The organism is Nesiotobacter zosterae (assembly GCF_033843645.1).
Classification (GTDB): domain Bacteria; phylum Pseudomonadota; class Alphaproteobacteria; order Rhizobiales; family Stappiaceae; genus Pseudovibrio; species Pseudovibrio zosterae.
The window spans coordinates 164,624-180,858 of sequence record NZ_JAWXVZ010000006.1 but is presented as its reverse complement, the minus strand read 5'-3'; the positions used below and the strand labels follow the sequence as shown (position 1 = coordinate 180,858).

12 protein-coding genes are annotated in these 16,235 nt (G+C 57.0%); all 12 read right to left on the bottom strand.

What is annotated here, in order from left to right:
* Window positions 1-76 precede the first annotated feature (76 nt).
* Window positions 77-2,257, bottom strand: coding sequence for an NAD-dependent DNA ligase LigA (gene ligA / locus Q3Y58_RS10760; RefSeq protein ID WP_319622222.1), 2,181 nt, complete (start codon window positions 2,255-2,257; stop codon window positions 77-79).
* 105 nt (window positions 2,258-2,362) lie between these two features.
* On the bottom strand, window positions 2,363-3,580 hold the full coding sequence (locus tag Q3Y58_RS10755) for a glycosyltransferase family 87 protein (protein WP_319622221.1): 1,218 nt from the start codon (window positions 3,578-3,580) through the stop codon (window positions 2,363-2,365).
* 180 nt (window positions 3,581-3,760) lie between these two features.
* Window positions 3,761-5,431 (bottom strand): DNA repair protein RecN, encoded by a 1,671-nt coding sequence (gene recN, locus Q3Y58_RS10750; RefSeq protein ID WP_319622220.1) that lies wholly within the window; start codon window positions 5,429-5,431, stop codon window positions 3,761-3,763.
* Window positions 5,432-5,463: 32 nt separating this feature from the next.
* Window positions 5,464-6,330 (bottom strand): outer membrane protein assembly factor BamD, encoded by an 867-nt coding sequence (locus Q3Y58_RS10745; RefSeq protein WP_319622322.1) that lies wholly within the window; start codon window positions 6,328-6,330, stop codon window positions 5,464-5,466.
* Between the two features lie 156 nt (window positions 6,331-6,486).
* On the bottom strand, window positions 6,487-7,443 hold the full coding sequence (gene lpxC / locus Q3Y58_RS10740) for a UDP-3-O-acyl-N-acetylglucosamine deacetylase (RefSeq protein ID WP_413697812.1): 957 nt from the start codon (window positions 7,441-7,443) through the stop codon (window positions 6,487-6,489).
* A 251-nt stretch (window positions 7,444-7,694) separates the two neighbouring features.
* Window positions 7,695-9,431: a cell division protein FtsZ gene (gene ftsZ / locus Q3Y58_RS10735; protein ID WP_274218490.1), complete on the bottom strand. Its 1,737-nt coding sequence runs from the start codon at window positions 9,429-9,431 to the stop codon at window positions 7,695-7,697.
* Window positions 9,432-9,536: 105 nt separating this feature from the next.
* On the bottom strand, window positions 9,537-10,859 hold the full coding sequence (gene ftsA, locus Q3Y58_RS10730; RefSeq protein ID WP_274218489.1) for a cell division protein FtsA: 1,323 nt from the start codon (window positions 10,857-10,859) through the stop codon (window positions 9,537-9,539).
* On the bottom strand, window positions 10,856-11,638 hold the full coding sequence (locus tag Q3Y58_RS10725; RefSeq protein ID WP_274218488.1) for a cell division protein FtsQ/DivIB: 783 nt from the start codon (window positions 11,636-11,638) through the stop codon (window positions 10,856-10,858). The genes ftsA and Q3Y58_RS10725 overlap by 4 nt, the downstream gene beginning before the upstream one ends.
* A gap of 119 nt (window positions 11,639-11,757) precedes the next feature.
* A complete protein-coding gene (locus Q3Y58_RS10720; protein ID WP_319622219.1) occupies window positions 11,758-12,681 on the bottom strand; it encodes a D-alanine--D-alanine ligase in 924 nt (307 codons plus the stop codon).
* Between the two features lie 40 nt (window positions 12,682-12,721).
* Window positions 12,722-13,678 (bottom strand): UDP-N-acetylmuramate dehydrogenase, encoded by a 957-nt coding sequence (gene murB / locus Q3Y58_RS10715; RefSeq protein ID WP_413697808.1) that lies wholly within the window; start codon window positions 13,676-13,678, stop codon window positions 12,722-12,724.
* Entirely contained in the window at window positions 13,678-15,099 is a 1,422-nt protein-coding gene (murC, locus tag Q3Y58_RS10710) for a UDP-N-acetylmuramate--L-alanine ligase (protein WP_319622217.1), read from the bottom strand. Before murC ends, murB begins: the two co-directional genes overlap by 1 nt.
* A complete protein-coding gene (gene murG, locus Q3Y58_RS10705; protein WP_319622216.1) occupies window positions 15,096-16,220 on the bottom strand; it encodes an undecaprenyldiphospho-muramoylpentapeptide beta-N-acetylglucosaminyltransferase in 1,125 nt (374 codons plus the stop codon). The genes murC and murG overlap by 4 nt, the downstream gene beginning before the upstream one ends.
* Window positions 16,221-16,235: the final 15 nt, after the last annotated feature.

Sequence of the window (16,235 nt, the reverse complement as noted above, 5' to 3'; positions counted from 1 at the left end):
CCTGTGGACGCTCCAGAGCATTGTCATGCATCCAGTGACTTATCGAGGGTCAGCCCTTCAACACACGGCAAATGGCCTAGTCAGCCCCAGTGAGTTTGAACCAGTCATCTTCTGAAATGACCTCAATACCCAGCTCCTGTGCTTTCTTCAGCTTGGACCCTGCCCCCGGACCTGCAATCACCATGTCTGTCTTCTTGGAGACAGAGCCGGAAACTTTTGCGCCCAGAGCTTCGGCCTGAGACTTGGCCTCATCTCGGCTGAGGCGCTCCAGACTGCCGGTGAACACCAGTGTCTTTCCAGCAACTGGAGAGCCGGAAGTATCTTCCACCACAACGTCTTTGGGGGTCACCTGCTCCAGCAGCCGGTCCAACTCGGCAATGTTGTGCTCCTCGCCAAAGAACTGCGAAAGAGCCTCCGCAACAGTGGCACCAATGCCATCAATGTCGTTGAGATCACGGTAGGCTTCCGAAGTGGGGTCTCCTGCCGCCTTCATCGCTTCATAAAACGCCTCCCAAGAGCCATAGGCACGCGCCAGCAGCTTTGCATTGCCCTCGCCCACATGACGAATGCCAAGAGCGTAGATGAAGCGGTTCAAATCAATGAACCGCCGCGTATCAATGGCATCAAACAGTTTGCGAGCCGAAACGGCACCCCAGCCTTCGCGGCTGCGCAGTTTGGTCAAGGAGCTGCTGTCGCGCTCGCGCAAGGTGAAGATGTCGGAGGGCGTGCGCACGCCGCCCTTGTCCATGTCGAACTCGAAAAACATCTCTACTTGCTTGGCGCCCAGCCCTTCAATGTCAAAGGCATTGCGGGAGACGAAATGCTTCAGCTTTTCAACCGCCTGGGCCGGGCAAATGAGCCCCCCGGAACACCGGCGCACCGCATCCGAACGCCCAGTTTTCGGGTTCACCTCGCGGTCGGCGTTGGACCCGCAAGCGGGGCAATGGTCCGGAAACATGAAAGGCGTGCTGTCTTCCGGACGGCGGTTGAGGTCCACATCCAGCACCTGCGGAATGACATCACCGGCGCGCTGGATTACCACCGTATCTCCAACGCGAATATCCTTGCCCCCGCGCAGTGCTTCGCCCTTGGGGCCAATGCCCTTGATGTAATCCTCGTTGTGGAGCGTGGCATTGGAGACAACCACCCCGCCAACCGTGACCGGCTCCAGCTTGGCAACCGGCGTCAACGCGCCGGTACGTCCCACTTGGATTTCGATCTCACGCAGGATGGTGAAGGCCTTTTCCGCCGGAAACTTGTGCGCAATAGCCCATCGCGGCGAGCGCGAAATGAACCCAAGTCGGCGCTGCAGTTCCAGATCGTCCACCTTGTAGACAACGCCATCGATGTCATAGCCAAGGCTCGCCCGATCTTCTTCAATGCGGTGATAGACCTCCAACAGCTCCTCAGCACTTACACAGCGCTTCATGAGCGAGTTGATCTTGAACCCCCATGTCTGAAAGGTCTCAACCATTCCCATCTGGGTGTTGGCAGGCAGATCGCTGATCTCCCCCCACGCATAAGCGAAAAACTTCAAAGGCCGGGACTTGGTGATCTCTGCATTGAGCTGACGCAGTGACCCGGCGGCGGCATTACGCGGGTTTGCAAACACCTTGCCGCCATTTGCCTGCATGCGTGCGTTGAGCGCCTCGAAATCAGCATGCGCCATGTACACTTCACCGCGCACTTCCACGATTTCAGGCACACCTGCAGGCAAGGTCTGAGGAATGTCGGCAATGGTTCGTGCATTGGCGGTGACATTTTCACCGGTCGTGCCATCGCCGCGCGTTGCCGCATGCACCAACTTGCCGTTTTCATAGCGCAGCGCCAACGACAGCCCATCAATCTTGGGTTCTGCGGTGACCGCCAGATCGCCCATAAGCGGATCGTATCGCAAGAAGCGGCGTACACGCCCCAAGAACTCTCGCAGATCGTCATCACTGAAAGCGTTATCCAGCGACAGCATCGGCACGCTGTGGGTGATTTTGCCAAAACCTTCGGCCAGCTCACCCCCCACGCGATTTGACGCGCTGTCCTCACGCACCAAGTCCGGGAAACGCTGCTCAAGGGCCTCATTGCGCCGCTTCAGCGCATCATACTCGGCATCGCTGATGATCGGCGCATCGTTGGTGTGATAGGCCTCATCATGGGTCTTCAGCTCACCGGCAAGCCGCTCCAGCTCAAGAACGGCTTCTTCGCGGGACAGGTCATCAACGGGTTTCTCAATGAGAGATTGGGCGCTTTCGGATGCGGACACGGGACGTGCTTCCTGAAACTGACTGAATTCTGTCCCTATCATTTGGCACAGCACACACCACCCGGCAACCTAAACGCCGCACCCATCCCAGTCTTTTGAGGGCCTTCAGGCTGTCAGGCCGGCATCGTGCCCAGAACGCTGCCCGGCCTCCTCCACTGGCGCCACAAGGCGCGGGATCACGAAAAACACGGCAACTACCAGCACCAGCGGTGCAATGGGCACCAGATGAGATGTGAGCGCGATGGCAGCAAACGGCAGCAGATAAAGTGCGGTGAGCGCGATCGGCTCGAATACCGGACTGTCGTAGTCAGAGGGTGCGAAGACCTCATGCCGGACGGCGTAGAAGTAAAGCAGCGGCGTCACCAGCGCCAAATCCCATACATATGTGAAGGGATTGGCAAGCACGATGCAGATCACAAACACCAGATCCCGTGCCTCACGGTCGCGCTCACGCCAGAACAGCCACACCACAACACATGCCGCCAGAACGGTTACAAGCGATTGGACCAGAACCACGCTCTCCTTGTTGAGCGCCATGGCGATCAGCGATCCAGTGACCGAGACAGCCATGGAAATGACCGGATTATCCGCTTGCAACAACGCTGAGAACTGGGTTGAAAACGCAGTTTGCCAATAAAGGCTCCAGCTTTCAGCGCCAAACAGCACGGTAGACAAGAACACTACGCCCGCAGCACTGCAAATGGCGGCGCTCAAGGCCATCATGTTGCGCGATGCAGCCAGCGCCAACAGGGAAAAACCAAAGACAAATGGCTCGATGACGGTAACACCCAACAGCAGTCCGGCATAAACCGGCGATAAAGGCAGGTGGCGCAGACCAGCACACAACAGCGCGGCCACAAAGATCACCGGCTGACCGTAAAGCACGCAAAGCAGGGATGCCGGGGCAAGGCAAACGAAATCAAGCGTATCAAACGAGCGGTAGCGCTCTTTGCAAGCCGTCACCAACGCTCCAATTCCGGCAAGAAAAAACAGTATGTAGGAAAACGTGAAAGGAACCACCGCAAACGGCAGGAGAAACAGCAACAGGCCGGGAGACATCACCCACTCATAAAACGGATGACTGCCCGGTGCATATTCAAGCGCGGTGAGGCGAAACTCAGGAAAATCCATCACCAACATCACATAGCCCCGCAGCGATAGCAGAGCCGCCTCGTAGAAGGCGAAGAAATCTCCCCCCAAACGCATGGCACTGAAGCCATAGTCCATCGGGTCCCAAAGAGCCCACAGGTACATGGGATAGCCAATAACAATCAGGGCGACGGCTATGTGAAAATAAGCCTTCAGACGAGGAAACGCATTCATCAGGCAACTCCGGTGACATACTCGATGCCCCTACTGTGCCAAAACAGCGTTAAATTATTGAAAATGCTAGCCTTTGTGAATTTTCACCCACCCCATTCACGGGGTCAAGCAATGGACCAGACAAGGGCCAGACAGGGACTAGGCCTTCTGTTTTCAAGCCAACAAAGCAAGGCGGAACGCTTACACCAGCGTTCCGTGAAGCAGTCGATCAGCCGCCATGCGGGCTTCCTCGGTGATCGTGGAACCTGCCAACATACGCGCCACTTCTTCGCGCCGGTCTTTTTCGGCAATCCGTGTCACGCGGGTCGCAACGCGCTCTTCATCCACCTCGCCCTTTTCGATGAGGAAGTGGCCTTCGGCGCGAGCGGCGACCTGCGGCGCATGAGTGACGGTAAGCACCTGCACGTTCTCGGCAAGGCGTGCCAAACGCACACCAATGGCCTCTGCCACCGCACCACCCACACCCGTGTCAATTTCATCGAACACCAGCGTCGGTGCTGATCCCTTGTCCGCAAGCGATACCTTGAGCGCCAACAGGAAGCGAGAAAGCTCACCACCTGACGCAACCTTGAACATGGGCCCCGGTCGGGTGCCCGGGTTGGTCTGGGCCCAAAACTCGATGGTATCGATACCCTCGCTGCCTCGGTTCTCAGGATCGGTGTCCTGTTGAATGATGAAACGCGCGCGCTCCAGCTTCAAGGATGGCAGTTCAGCATGCACCGCTTCTTCCAGTGCGCGGGCCGCATTGCTGCGCTTTTCAGAGAGACTGCGCGCCAATGCATCATAGGTTGCTCGCGCCTCGGCTACTGCCTTTTCAAGCGCATGAAGTTTCTCTTCACCAGCATCCAGATCAGCAAGGTCCGCGGCCATCTGATCCCGCAGGGCAGCAAGTTCATCAACCGGGCGCGAGTACTTTCGGGAGGCAGCACGCAGCGCAAACAGACGCTCTTCGGTCTGTTCCAGCTCACCGCGATCAAAGTTTGTATCCCGAAGCGCCCCCTCCAGACCACTGCGGCCATCTTCCAGATGGTCCAAAGCGGTTCCGAGCGCTTCGACAACACTGGTCAGATAGGCTGGGGCCTGATCTACCTTGCGCTCCAGGCGGCGCAGCAGACTGGCCAGTTCAGGAATGGGAGAAGCAGGGCCATCAAGCGTGTCGAAAGCTTCCTGCAAGTCGCCGGCAATTTTCTCCACCTGCATCATGTCCTGACGACGCAGAGCCAGCGCTTCCTCCTCCCCCTCTTGTGGGTCAAGGGCGCTCAGCTCATCAACGCTGTCACGCAGATAGTCGGCTTCTTTACGAGCTTCTTCGATGCGCGCGATATGATCCTTGAGCGTCTTTTCAGCTTTGCGCACATCACGTGAAGCCTCGCGCACCGCTGCCGTGGCGTCCTCAAGCCCGCCAAAGCTGTCAAGCAACATGCGGTGGCTTTCCGGATCGACCAAAGCCCGGTCGTCATGCTGGCCGTGCACTTCGACCATGAGCGCCCCAATCTGGCGCATCAGGCCCGCGCTCACAGGCGCGTCATTGACAAACGCGCGGGTGCGCCCGTCCTGTGACTGAACACGGCGCAGTATGATATCTGCATCGTGTTCCAGATCGTTTTCTTGAAGAAGGCGGCGTACCGGATGGTTCATGGGCACATCAAATGCCGCTGTCACCTGTCCCTGTTTCTGGCCGTGGCGCACAAGACCAGCGTCCCCGCGCCCACCAAGGGCGAGAGAGAGGGAATCAAGCAGGATGGATTTACCGGCACCAGTCTCACCGGTAAGAACGCTCATACCTGCAGAGAACTGCAGGTCGAGCTTATCAATGAGAACGATATCCCGAATAGACAGCGTCGAAAGCATAAGGCCCTATCAGCATGCTGAGAACGGAGCGATCAAAGCAATTTGATATCCCCAAACGCCCGTGAAATCCAGCTGCTTTCGTTCTCGTTTGGTTCGTACCCACCCTTTTGCAGCAGAGAGTACGCATCACGGTACCACTGGCTCTCAGGGAAGTTGTGACCAAGCACGGCTGCAGCTGTCTGCGCCTCGTTGACAACACCAAGCGCATAGTAGCTTTCCACCAGGCGGAACAGCGCCTCTTCAACGTGGCGCGTCGTCTGGTAGTTCAGCACGACAACCTTGAAGCGATTGATGGAGGCAAGGTACTGACGGCGCTGCAGATAGTAGCGGCCGACTTCCATTTCCTTACCAGCAAGCTGGTCATGGGCCACGCGAATGCGCTGGCGTGCCTGATTGGCATATTCTGAATCCGGGAAGCGCTGGACCACTTCATCAAACGCCTTCAAGGCGCGCTGAGTGGAACGCTGATCACGGCCCACATCCGGGATCTGGCGATAATAGGATTCGCCGATCAGGAAGAGCGCATAGGCTGCATCTTCATTACCAGGATAAAGAGTTACGAAACGGTCTGCGGCCGCAATGGCTTCTGGATACTTGCTCATCGTGAAGTTCAGATAAGCAATGTTGATCAGCGCCTTGCGTGCATACTCTGAATACGGATAGACGCGATCCAGTTCACTGAACTTCTTCTCAGCGTCTTTAAGCTTGCCCTCAGCGCGCAGGGCAAGGCCCTGGTTAAACATGAGTTCAGCAGGCGTGTCGTCGAATGCGTATTCGTCTACTTTTTCCTGAGAGGCACATCCAGCAACTGCTAGCGCAATCGCCAGTGAGAGAAACCGAACTGTCTTGCCCAAGCCCTTGCGAGCACTATTCCCCTGAGCATCACCCCAATGCAGCAATGTTTCCAAGCTCCTTATGTCACTTCAGGAATCGGGCACACCCCACCCCGTCAGACGCTTCTAACTGAATGTACCGACCTCGTCACCACTACGCGTGCCATTTGCCGCTAATTTGTGACGGATGTGGGGCATAACCTTTGAATAATGACAGGTTTCTCAGGAAACTTCAGGGCCAAAAGCTGCGGCCTGCAGCCCACCGATCAGTTCTGCGTGGCCTTTTTCCGCTACGCGTGAACGGCTTGCGACTTCATCACCCTCAACGATTTCAAACGCATCCGGGTTCTTGAAGAGTTCAACGAGAATGTTGTGGTTCATGCGGTGCCCACCCTTGTAGGAGCGGTATTCACCGATGAACTGCAAGCCTGCAAGAGCGAGGTCACCCACAGCATCCAGCGCCTTGTGACGCACGAACTCGTCCGGCCAACGGGTACCTTCCGGGTTCAGAACACGATCACCATCAAGGGCAACAGAGTTCTCAAGGGAAGAGCCCATGGCAAAGCCAAGCTTCCAGAGCTTCTCAACGTCCTGAACAGAACCGAAGGTGCGTGCACGAGAGATTTCCTTGCGGAAAACCTCTGGGGTCAGCTCCAGATCCAGCTTCTGAACGCCGATCAAAGCGCTGTCGAAGTCGATGGTGATGTTGAAACGCTGGCCGTCATAGGGACGCAGCTCACACCACTGATCCCCCTGCACGACGCGTACAGGCTTTTTGATACGGATATAACGACGTCCCGCATTCAGCGTGACAAGCCCGGTGGCATCAATCGCTTCAACGAATGCAGCAGCACTGCCGTCCATGATTGGCATTTCAGGACCGTCGATCTCAACGATCACATTGTCCACGCCCAAACCACGGAATGCAGCCATCAAATGTTCTACGGTAGAGACACCACCATGGGCAGGATCGCCCAAAACAGTACACAGCGCAGTGGCGGAAACGGACTGCCACGATGCGGCAATCTCGACATCACCTTCCGGCGTTGTGCGCTGAAACAAGATACCAGTATTAGCGTCTGCAGGATGCAAAGTGATTGAGGCAGGTCCACCTGAATGAACGCCGATACCGTTCAGCGTTACGCTATCAGAGAGCGTTGTCTGTTTTTCGACACGCATGGTCATCGCAAATTCCAGCCTTATCTGATTGGGCTTGGTCGTTTGTTATGAGACTCAAGCCAAAAAATTCCGAACCGCCCCACCGGTTGAGCTGGACATTAGCGACATTTAAGGGAGGAATAAAATAAAGCTTTATTACGCTTTGTAACGCTCTGAAAAACTAGTGATTTATACTAATAAAACAATAGGATAGCGCGCTGCAGCAACCCAGAAAAATCTGAGTTGCTGCCGAGAGGCGCGAGTTGTTCACATTAGTTCGCCTGGCGGCGCAAAAATGCTGGGATTTCAAGCTGATCGTCGTCTACGGACGGACGATTCTGCGGGGCAGAACGGCCGGCCTGATCGAGGTGACCAGCAGCACCGTGAGATGCTGGTGCGCGTGCAGGTGCTGGTGCCATTGGCGCTTCCTGAGGCGCGGCAGGTACGTGACCTTCTTCCATAGCTGGCTCATGATAGCCTTCGTCTTCACGACGGCCCAGACCACCAGCAAGACGACGAAGCAGGCCCATTGGGCGACGCTCTTCATCTTCATGCATGTGCTGCTCGGCATGATCCTGAGCCGCTGGTGCTGCAGGGGCTGGTGCAGGCGCTGCTTGCTGTGGTGCTGCAGGCTGCTGAGGAGCACGTGCGCGAATTTCACGCTGAGCGATTGGCGGGAAGTCTTCTACACGTGGCATACGTGCAGTTGGCTGTACCTGCTCAGCTGCTGGCGGAATGTAAGGTGCTGGTGCTGGCGTTGTGTCAACAACAGGTGCCGGAGCTTCTTCTTCAACCTGCTCGATTGCAGCAGAATGATCGTAAGCGCTCGGCTGGTAAGGTGCAATTTCGACCTCAGGATCGCTGGAAGCAGCAACTGGTGCTGGCTTTTCAACGTGCTGAGGACGTGGTGCTGCCGCCTGTGCAGGAGCAACAGGTGCCGCGTATGCCTTTGGTGCGGAGTTCTCGTTTGAAGAGCTTACGGACTGAAGACGCTCGGTCAGCTCAGCCATGCGCACTTCGGCAGGAGAAACATCGTCACGCGCGTCCTGGTCGATGCCGGTAGCAACAACAGAAACGCGAATGCGGCCTTCCAGCTCCTCGTCAAAGGTAGCGCCGAGGATGATGTTTGCGTCTGGATCCACTTCTTCGCGGATACGGGTTGCAGCTTCATCAACTTCAAACAGGGTAAGATCGTTGCCACCGTTGATGGAGATAAGCAGGCCGCGTGCGCCCTTCATGGATGTTTCGTCCAGAAGCGGGTTTGCAATCGCAGCTTCCGCAGCCTGAATGGCGCGGTTGTCGCCAGAAGCTTCACCGGTACCCATCATTGCCTTGCCCATGCCGCGCATGATGGAGCGAACATCAGCAAAGTCGAGGTTGATGAGACCTTCCTTCACCATCAGGTCGGTGACATTGGCCACGCCGGAATAAAGAACCTGGTCGGCCATGGCAAAAGCATCAGCAAAGGTAGTCTGTGCGTTCGCAATGCGGAAGAGATTCTGGTTCGGAATAACGATGAGCGTATCAACGTTGCGCTGCAGCTCTTCAATGCCAGAGTCGGCAATGCGCATACGGCGCGCGCCTTCGAACTGGAACGGCTTGGTCACAACACCAACGGTCAGGATGCCCTGTTCGCGAGCAGCGCGCGCGATCACTGGCGCAGCGCCAGTACCGGTGCCACCGCCCATACCGGCAGTGATGAACACCATGTGAGAGCCGGAGAGATGATCGTTGATTTCGTCGATCACTTCTTCTGCTGCGGCACAGCCAACTTCCGGCTGGGAACCAGCGCCCAGACCTTCGGTTACGGCAACACCCATCTGGATCACACGTTCAGCCTTGCACAGTGCAAGGGCCTGAGCATCCGTGTTGGCAACAACAAAGTCACAGCCCTGAAGACCGCTGGTGACCATGTTGTTGACAGCGTTTCCGCCGCCACCACCAACACCGAAAACTGTAATCCGTGGCTTCAATTCCTGAATATCAGGCATTTGCAGGTTGATAGTCATAAGTTCCTCGCGACCCTAAAGATATGTCCGCTGCCCCGCGGGCATATCGCTCTTCCTCTCGTGCGTCCGCCAATCAGGCGAAACTGTTGACTGATCCTCAGGGGATCAAAAACTTTCTCGTATCCATTGCCCGACACGGGCGAAGTAGTTGCCCGTACCAAGCCACTTACCGCGTTGCGCTCGCGGTTCGAATTGTTCGATCTGCGCAACCTGCGGATAGACAAGCAGTCCGCATGCCGCGCTGAACGCTGGACCTTTAGCCACGTCTGGCATGTTCGCGATGCCAAGCGGGCGACCGAGCCGCACATTGCGACCCAGAATTCGGCGAGCTGTTTCAGACAGGCCAGTCAACTGGCTGGCACCGCCGGTCAGGACAACGCGCTTGCCAACGCGGCCAGCAAAGCCGGACGCAACAAGGCGCTCCTGAATAAGCTCAAGAATTTCTTCGACGCGTGGGCGGATCACACGTGTCAGCATGGCGCGTGGAATCTGTGTTGGAAGGTCCCCTTCCTGATCCACTGGCGGCACGCTGATGAAATCACGGTCATCCACTGCACTTGGCAACGCAGAACCGTGTAGCGTCTTGATCCGTTCTGCGTCCTGCATCCGGGTGGACAGAGCGCGGGCAATATCCATGGTCACATGGTTGCCGCCTACCGCAATCGCATCCAGATGCACCATCTGACCATCCACGAAGATGGAGATGGTTGTGGTGCCGCCGCCCATGTCGATGCAAGCAACACCCAATTCAGTTTCATCACCCACCAGGGTCGACAGGCCGGACGCGTAAGGCGTCGCAACCAAGTTCTCCACGTGCAGGTGGCCGCGGTTGATGCAAAGCTCCAGGTTTCGTACCGGCGGCACTTCAGCCGTGACAACCTGCATGTCCACACCCAGCTTGCGGCCCATCATGCCGCGCGGGTCACGGATGCCGCGGTTGCCATCAAGGCCGTAGGAAATCGGCAAGGCGTGCATCACTGCACGGCCATCCGTTGCTGTATGCGTTGAACCTGCGGTCAGAACACGCTGAATGTCGGACTCGCTCACGCTCTCTGAGGAAAGCGGAACACTGGCCGAGAAGATCTCACTCTGCAGGCGGCCGCAGGTCACGGTTGCCAGCAGAGATTCAACCATCACTCCAGCCATGCGCTCTGCGGAATCCACTGCCTTGCGAATGGCCTGTTCGGCCTGATCCAGATCCACAACAACGCCGGACTTGATGCCACGGGAACGCTGATGCCCGTAGCCCAGCAGCTCAATGCTGTGGGTGCGGCCCGGCAGCAGCTCGCCGTCTTCGTTCGGCGTCAGCTTTGCAATCAGGCAGCAGATCTTGGAAGACCCAACATCCAAAACAGAAACAACAGCCGCACGCCGAGATGGCAAAGGCCGTTTACGAGGGAGATAGATCACCTTTTTGCTGGTGCTCATGTGTCTGCTCCCCCTACACCGCGGCGCGGACGCGCCTTGATCGCGGTCTTACGCCGCAACGCTGCTTCATCGGACAAGCGAACTACCACCCTATCTTCCAGCCGCATGTCTACGGCTACGATATCTCTGCTCAGAATGCCGCCTTCGGCATCAAGACGAACCAGATCGTCAAGTGCTTCGGCAATGCCAACTTCCGGCAGACGAACAACAATCCCATTTTCCAGGTTCAGATCCCAGCGGCGCTCGGAGATGAGGCTCGCAGCACGCACCCGGGCGCGCAGTTCCGGAATCCGGTCCAGTTCCTTCTTGATCTCACCGGCGCGGCGCTGTGCCCCATGGTTTACAACGCGCAACAGGTTGGCATAGCGGCCATCCACTTCATCGGTGATCACATCGCCCGCTTCGGTAATCACTGAAATCACATCACCACGCTGCCACAGGGCGTAAGGCACCTGCTCTTCGATAGTGACTTTCAGCGTGCCCGGATAGAGCTTCTGAATACTCGCATTTTCCACCCACGCGATCTCGTCGATCCGCTCGCGGGCACCATCCGCATCAAACATCATCAGCGATGGATGTTCCCGCAGCTCAAGCGCTTCCAGAATCTGGAATTCAGCCACCCGCTGCAGGCCATCCATCTCAATGGTTTCAATGGCAAAACCAGTTGCAGAAGTAACGTTTTCAGCAACTGATTGACCGTGCCCCCCCAGAACGATGCCGTAGGTAGCAGAGGCCGCCAGAAAACCCATCGCGCATGCGGTGGGCGCCCAGCGAGGCATAACAGCAAAAAACCCAACGACGCTCCAAGCGGGCCGTTGGTGCAGACGCGACACGCCACGACGCGGCGAGCCGAAGCCCCCGTTCGCAAACGGCCTGCGCCATGCATTAATTTTTGCAGTTATCTGCTGCAACTTGCGTCCTCCACGATCCAACTAACCAACTCTTTGAAATCATGGCCCGCATGGGCTGCGATTTCTGGAACCAGCGACGTCGGCGTCATGCCCGGTTGAGTGTTAACTTCCAGGCACACCAGCTCTCCGGTTCCGTCCGGTCCATCGTCCAGACGGAAATCCGCTCTGGATACACCTCGACACCCGAGCGCCTGATGCGCTTTCAAACTCAGTTTTTGTATTTCTTGGTAAACAGGAGGTAAAATTTTTGCGGGAAGTATGTGTTGTGAACCACCAGGGACGTATTTTGCATCATAATCATAAAAAGTGTGCCCCATTGGCACAATTTCCAATACGCCCAGAGCCACATCTCCCATCACCGCGCAGGTGATTTCCCGTCCCGAAACAAATCGTTCGGCCATGATCACATCCGGATATGGCCAGTCATCACGCGTCAACTCCTGCGGTGGGTGCTCCTGATCTTCCTTAACAATGAGAACGCCGAAGCTAGAACCCTCGTTAATGGGCTTGATCACATAAGGCGGGGTCAAGGCATGCGCCTTTGCCGCTTCGCGGCGGTGGATCACCTTGTGCTCGGCAACGGGAATGCCGACAGCCTTCATCACGGCCTTGGCCTTCACCTTGTTCATGGCAAGAGCAGAAGACATGACGCCAGAATGGGTATACGGGATCTCAAGCAGCTCCAGAACACCCTGAATGCAGCCATCTTCACCGAAGGGGCCGTGCAATGCATTGAAGGCAACGTCCGGCTTCAGCGCCTTCAGGACTTCAACAATATCGCGCTGAACGTCCACACGGCTCACCTTGTATCCTGCAGCTTCCAGGGCATCCGCGCACTCGGCGCCCGAGTTCAAGGAAACAGGGCGCTCTGAGGCCCATCCACCCATCAATACGGCAACATGCTTCGACATCTGTTTCTTGCGTCCTTGCTTTGTCTATTGCGCCTGTCCGTTAGTCGTTGCCCAAAAACGGCGCGATTTCCTGCCCCTCGATGAAATCCCCCAGTCGTTTGATTTCCCATTCAAGGCGAATACCGGTCTTCTCAAGTGCTTGTGCCCGAACTGTTTCCCCAAGCAGTTCAAGGTCATGAGCAGTGGCTTCGCCTACATTCAACATGAAGTTGCAATGCAATTGCGACATTTGTGCGCCGCCAATCTGCAGGCCTCGGCAGCCTGCATCATCCACCACGCGCCACGCGCTGTGGTTTGGCGGGTTCTTGAACGTGGAACCACCAGTCTTCTCACGAATGGGCTGCGCCTTCTCACGGTGCTCGACAACATCCGCCATTTCCTTGCGGATTTCCGCTTCCGGTTGCGCAACGCCCTGCATGATGGCACTGGTGAAGATCAAGTCCGTTGCTGCAGAGGAATGACGGTAGGCATACCCCATGTCCTCGTTGGTCAGCGTTAGGATCTCACCATCTCTTTGTACTGCGTTAACGTTAACGACTCGTTCATTTGTCTCAACGCCATGCGCACCTGCATTCATGCGCAGAGCTCCACCCACACCGCCCGGAATGCCTGTATAGAACGCAAACCCACCGGTGCCGGTCTTGGCCGCTTCTTCCGCCAGTTTCTTGTCCGGAACACTGGCACCCACCTTGAACTGATGATTGCCAAGATACTCCACTTGGCCAAAGCTCTTCATCGGGAGGCGAATGACAACACCCTTCAAGCCGCCATCCCGCACCAGAAGGTTGGAGCCAAGACCAATCACGGTTACCGGCACATCGTCCGGCAACGCTTTCATGAACACTGACAGGTCCAGCTCATCCGCAGGCTGGAACAGAAGTTCCGCAGGCCCGCCAACACGAAACCATGTCACCGCAGAAAGCGGCTGATTGGGCACTATGCGGCCGCGGATCTCCTCCACGGCGTCACCCATACGGGAGAGAATTTCGCTTTCCATCACGCGTCCCCCTCACCTGTCCCGAGTGCTTTCAGTTCTTCCGGTAGCTTGTAAGCCCATTGAGTGATGTTGCCTGCACCAAGACACAGCACGTAGTCGCCGTCCTCTGCGACTTGAGCAACCATCTCGGCGAGTTTCTCCGGACCTTCCAATGCGTAGACGGAACGATGCCCGCCCGCTTTTAGGCCAGACACCAAGCTTGCCTGATCGAACCCTTCAATTGGCTGTTCTCCCGCAGCAAACACCGGCGTAATGATCACAGTATCGGCGTCGTTGAAGCAGGCGCAGAAGTCATCGAACAGACTTTCAAGACGGGAGTAGCGGTGCGGCTGCATAACAGCGACCACCTTGCCGTCAGTCGACTCGCGTGCTGCATGCAGAACGGCCTTGATCTCGACCGGGTGATGGCCATAATCGTCAAAGATCTCAACGCCGTTCCAGGAACCGGTGTGTGTGAAGCGTCGCTTTACCCCGCCAAACGAAGCAAGGCCGGTGCGCACTTCATCGCCGGTGGTACCAAGCTGCATGGCAAGCGCAATCGCGGCTGTCGCGTTGGACACGTTGTGCAAGCCCGGCATTGGCAGCACCAGATCGACCAGCTCCTGCGGCTCGCCCCCACGGCGGTCATCAATCACCACAGTGAAGATGGACTTGCCGCCTTGCATCCGCACATCCTTGAACCGCACGTCTGCCTGAGGGGTGGTGCCGTAGGTGATGATCTTGCGGTCTTCAATCTGGCCAACCAGCGCCTGAACTTCTGGATGGTCCAGACACATCACTGCAAAGCCATAGAAGGGCACGTTCTCCACGAACTGGCGGAAGGCAGCGCGGACGCCGTCAAAGTCGCCATAGTGGTCCAGATGCTCTGGATCAATGTTGGTCACAACCGCGATATCGGCAGGCAGCTTGATGAAAGTGCCGTCGGACTCATCCGCTTCCACCACCATCCAGTCACCTTCGCCCATACGCGCATTGGTGCCATAGGCATTAATGATGCCGCCGTTGATCACCGTCGGGTCTTTGCCACCGGCATCCAGCAGCGCAGCCACCATGGAGGTGGTCGTCGTCTTGCCGTGCGTGCCGCCAATGGCGACCGCCTGCTTGAAACGCATAAGCTCAGCAAGCATTTCCGCCCGGCGCACAACAGGCAGGGAGCGCTCCCGCGCTGCAACCAGTTCCACGTTGTCTTTCTTGATCGCCGACGAGATCACCAGCACTTCCGCCCCATCCAGGTTCTCGGCGGAATGACCCACATGAACTGCAATGCCCTTTTCGCGCAAGCGCTGCACGTTAGCATTTTCGGACATATCTGAGCCCTGCACGGTGTAGCCCAACGTATGGAGCACTTCTGCAATACCGCTCATACCAATGCCGCCAATGCCTACAAAGTGGACCGGACCGATATCGACGGGCATCTTCATGATGTCACCTCTTCACCTACGGGAGCTTCTGCCCCTCTGGAAACCTGTTCAACGAGATCTGCAAGGCGCTGCACCGCATCAGGACGGCCTTCGCTCTTGGCAGCTTCGGCAGCTGCCTGCAGCTTCTCGGGATGTGCCATTAGATCACGCAGCATCTGCGCAAGACGCTCCGCGCTGAGTTCAGACTGGCGCACTGGCCACGCCGCACCGGCGACTTCCAGCAGCTTTGCGTTGTTACCCTGATCGTTATCCAGCGCACCCGGATAAGGAACAAGGATGGACGGACGTCCAATCGCAGCCAGTTCACACAACGTGCTAGCACCGGAACGCGAAACCACCAGATGTGCATCCGCCATGCGCTGCGGCAGATCCTGAAAGAACGTCTCAAGCTGGGCAGCAATGCCCAAGGAACGATAAGCCTCTTCAACGCTTGCCAAGTCCTCAGCGCGGCATTGCTGCACAATAGCAAAACGCGCGCGCTCATCAGGACCCAAAAGCCTCAGCGCCTCTGGCAAGACCTGGGAGAAGAACCGAGCGCCCTGACTGCCACCAAACACAAGAAGGTGGAACGGACCACCTGCTTCCGGTGCCATGTAGGGCACACCCGTGACCGCGATCACGTTATCGCGCAGCGGGTTGCCGGTCATGACAGCCTTGCCTGCCAACTCCTGTGGCAGGGCTTTCATCGGCAGACTTGTGGCAACCTTGGTGGCCCGTTTGGCCAGTAGGCGGTTGGCGCGCCCCATCACCGCATTTGCCTCATGCAAGATGGTCGGAATCCCAGCCAAACTGGCGGCAAACATCGGCGGAAACGTTGGGTAGCCACCAAAGCCGACCATGGCCAGCGGGTTCTTCCGTTTGATGATCTTGCGCGCCTGCAAGGTACCAAGCCCCAACTTCAGGGCGGTCTTGAACAGCTTGATTGGATTGCGGCCACGTAGCGTGTCGCTTTCAATCAGATGAACTTCATCTGCAGGAAAGGCACTGCCGTACTTGTCAGCCCGCTCATCGGTCATCAGCTCAACCCGATAGCCACGACGGGTCAACTCACCTGCCAGCGCTTGCGCTGGAAACAGATGCCCGCCTGTACCTCCGGCTGTGAGCATGATCGTTGGTTTCATAGTGTACTCCAGCAG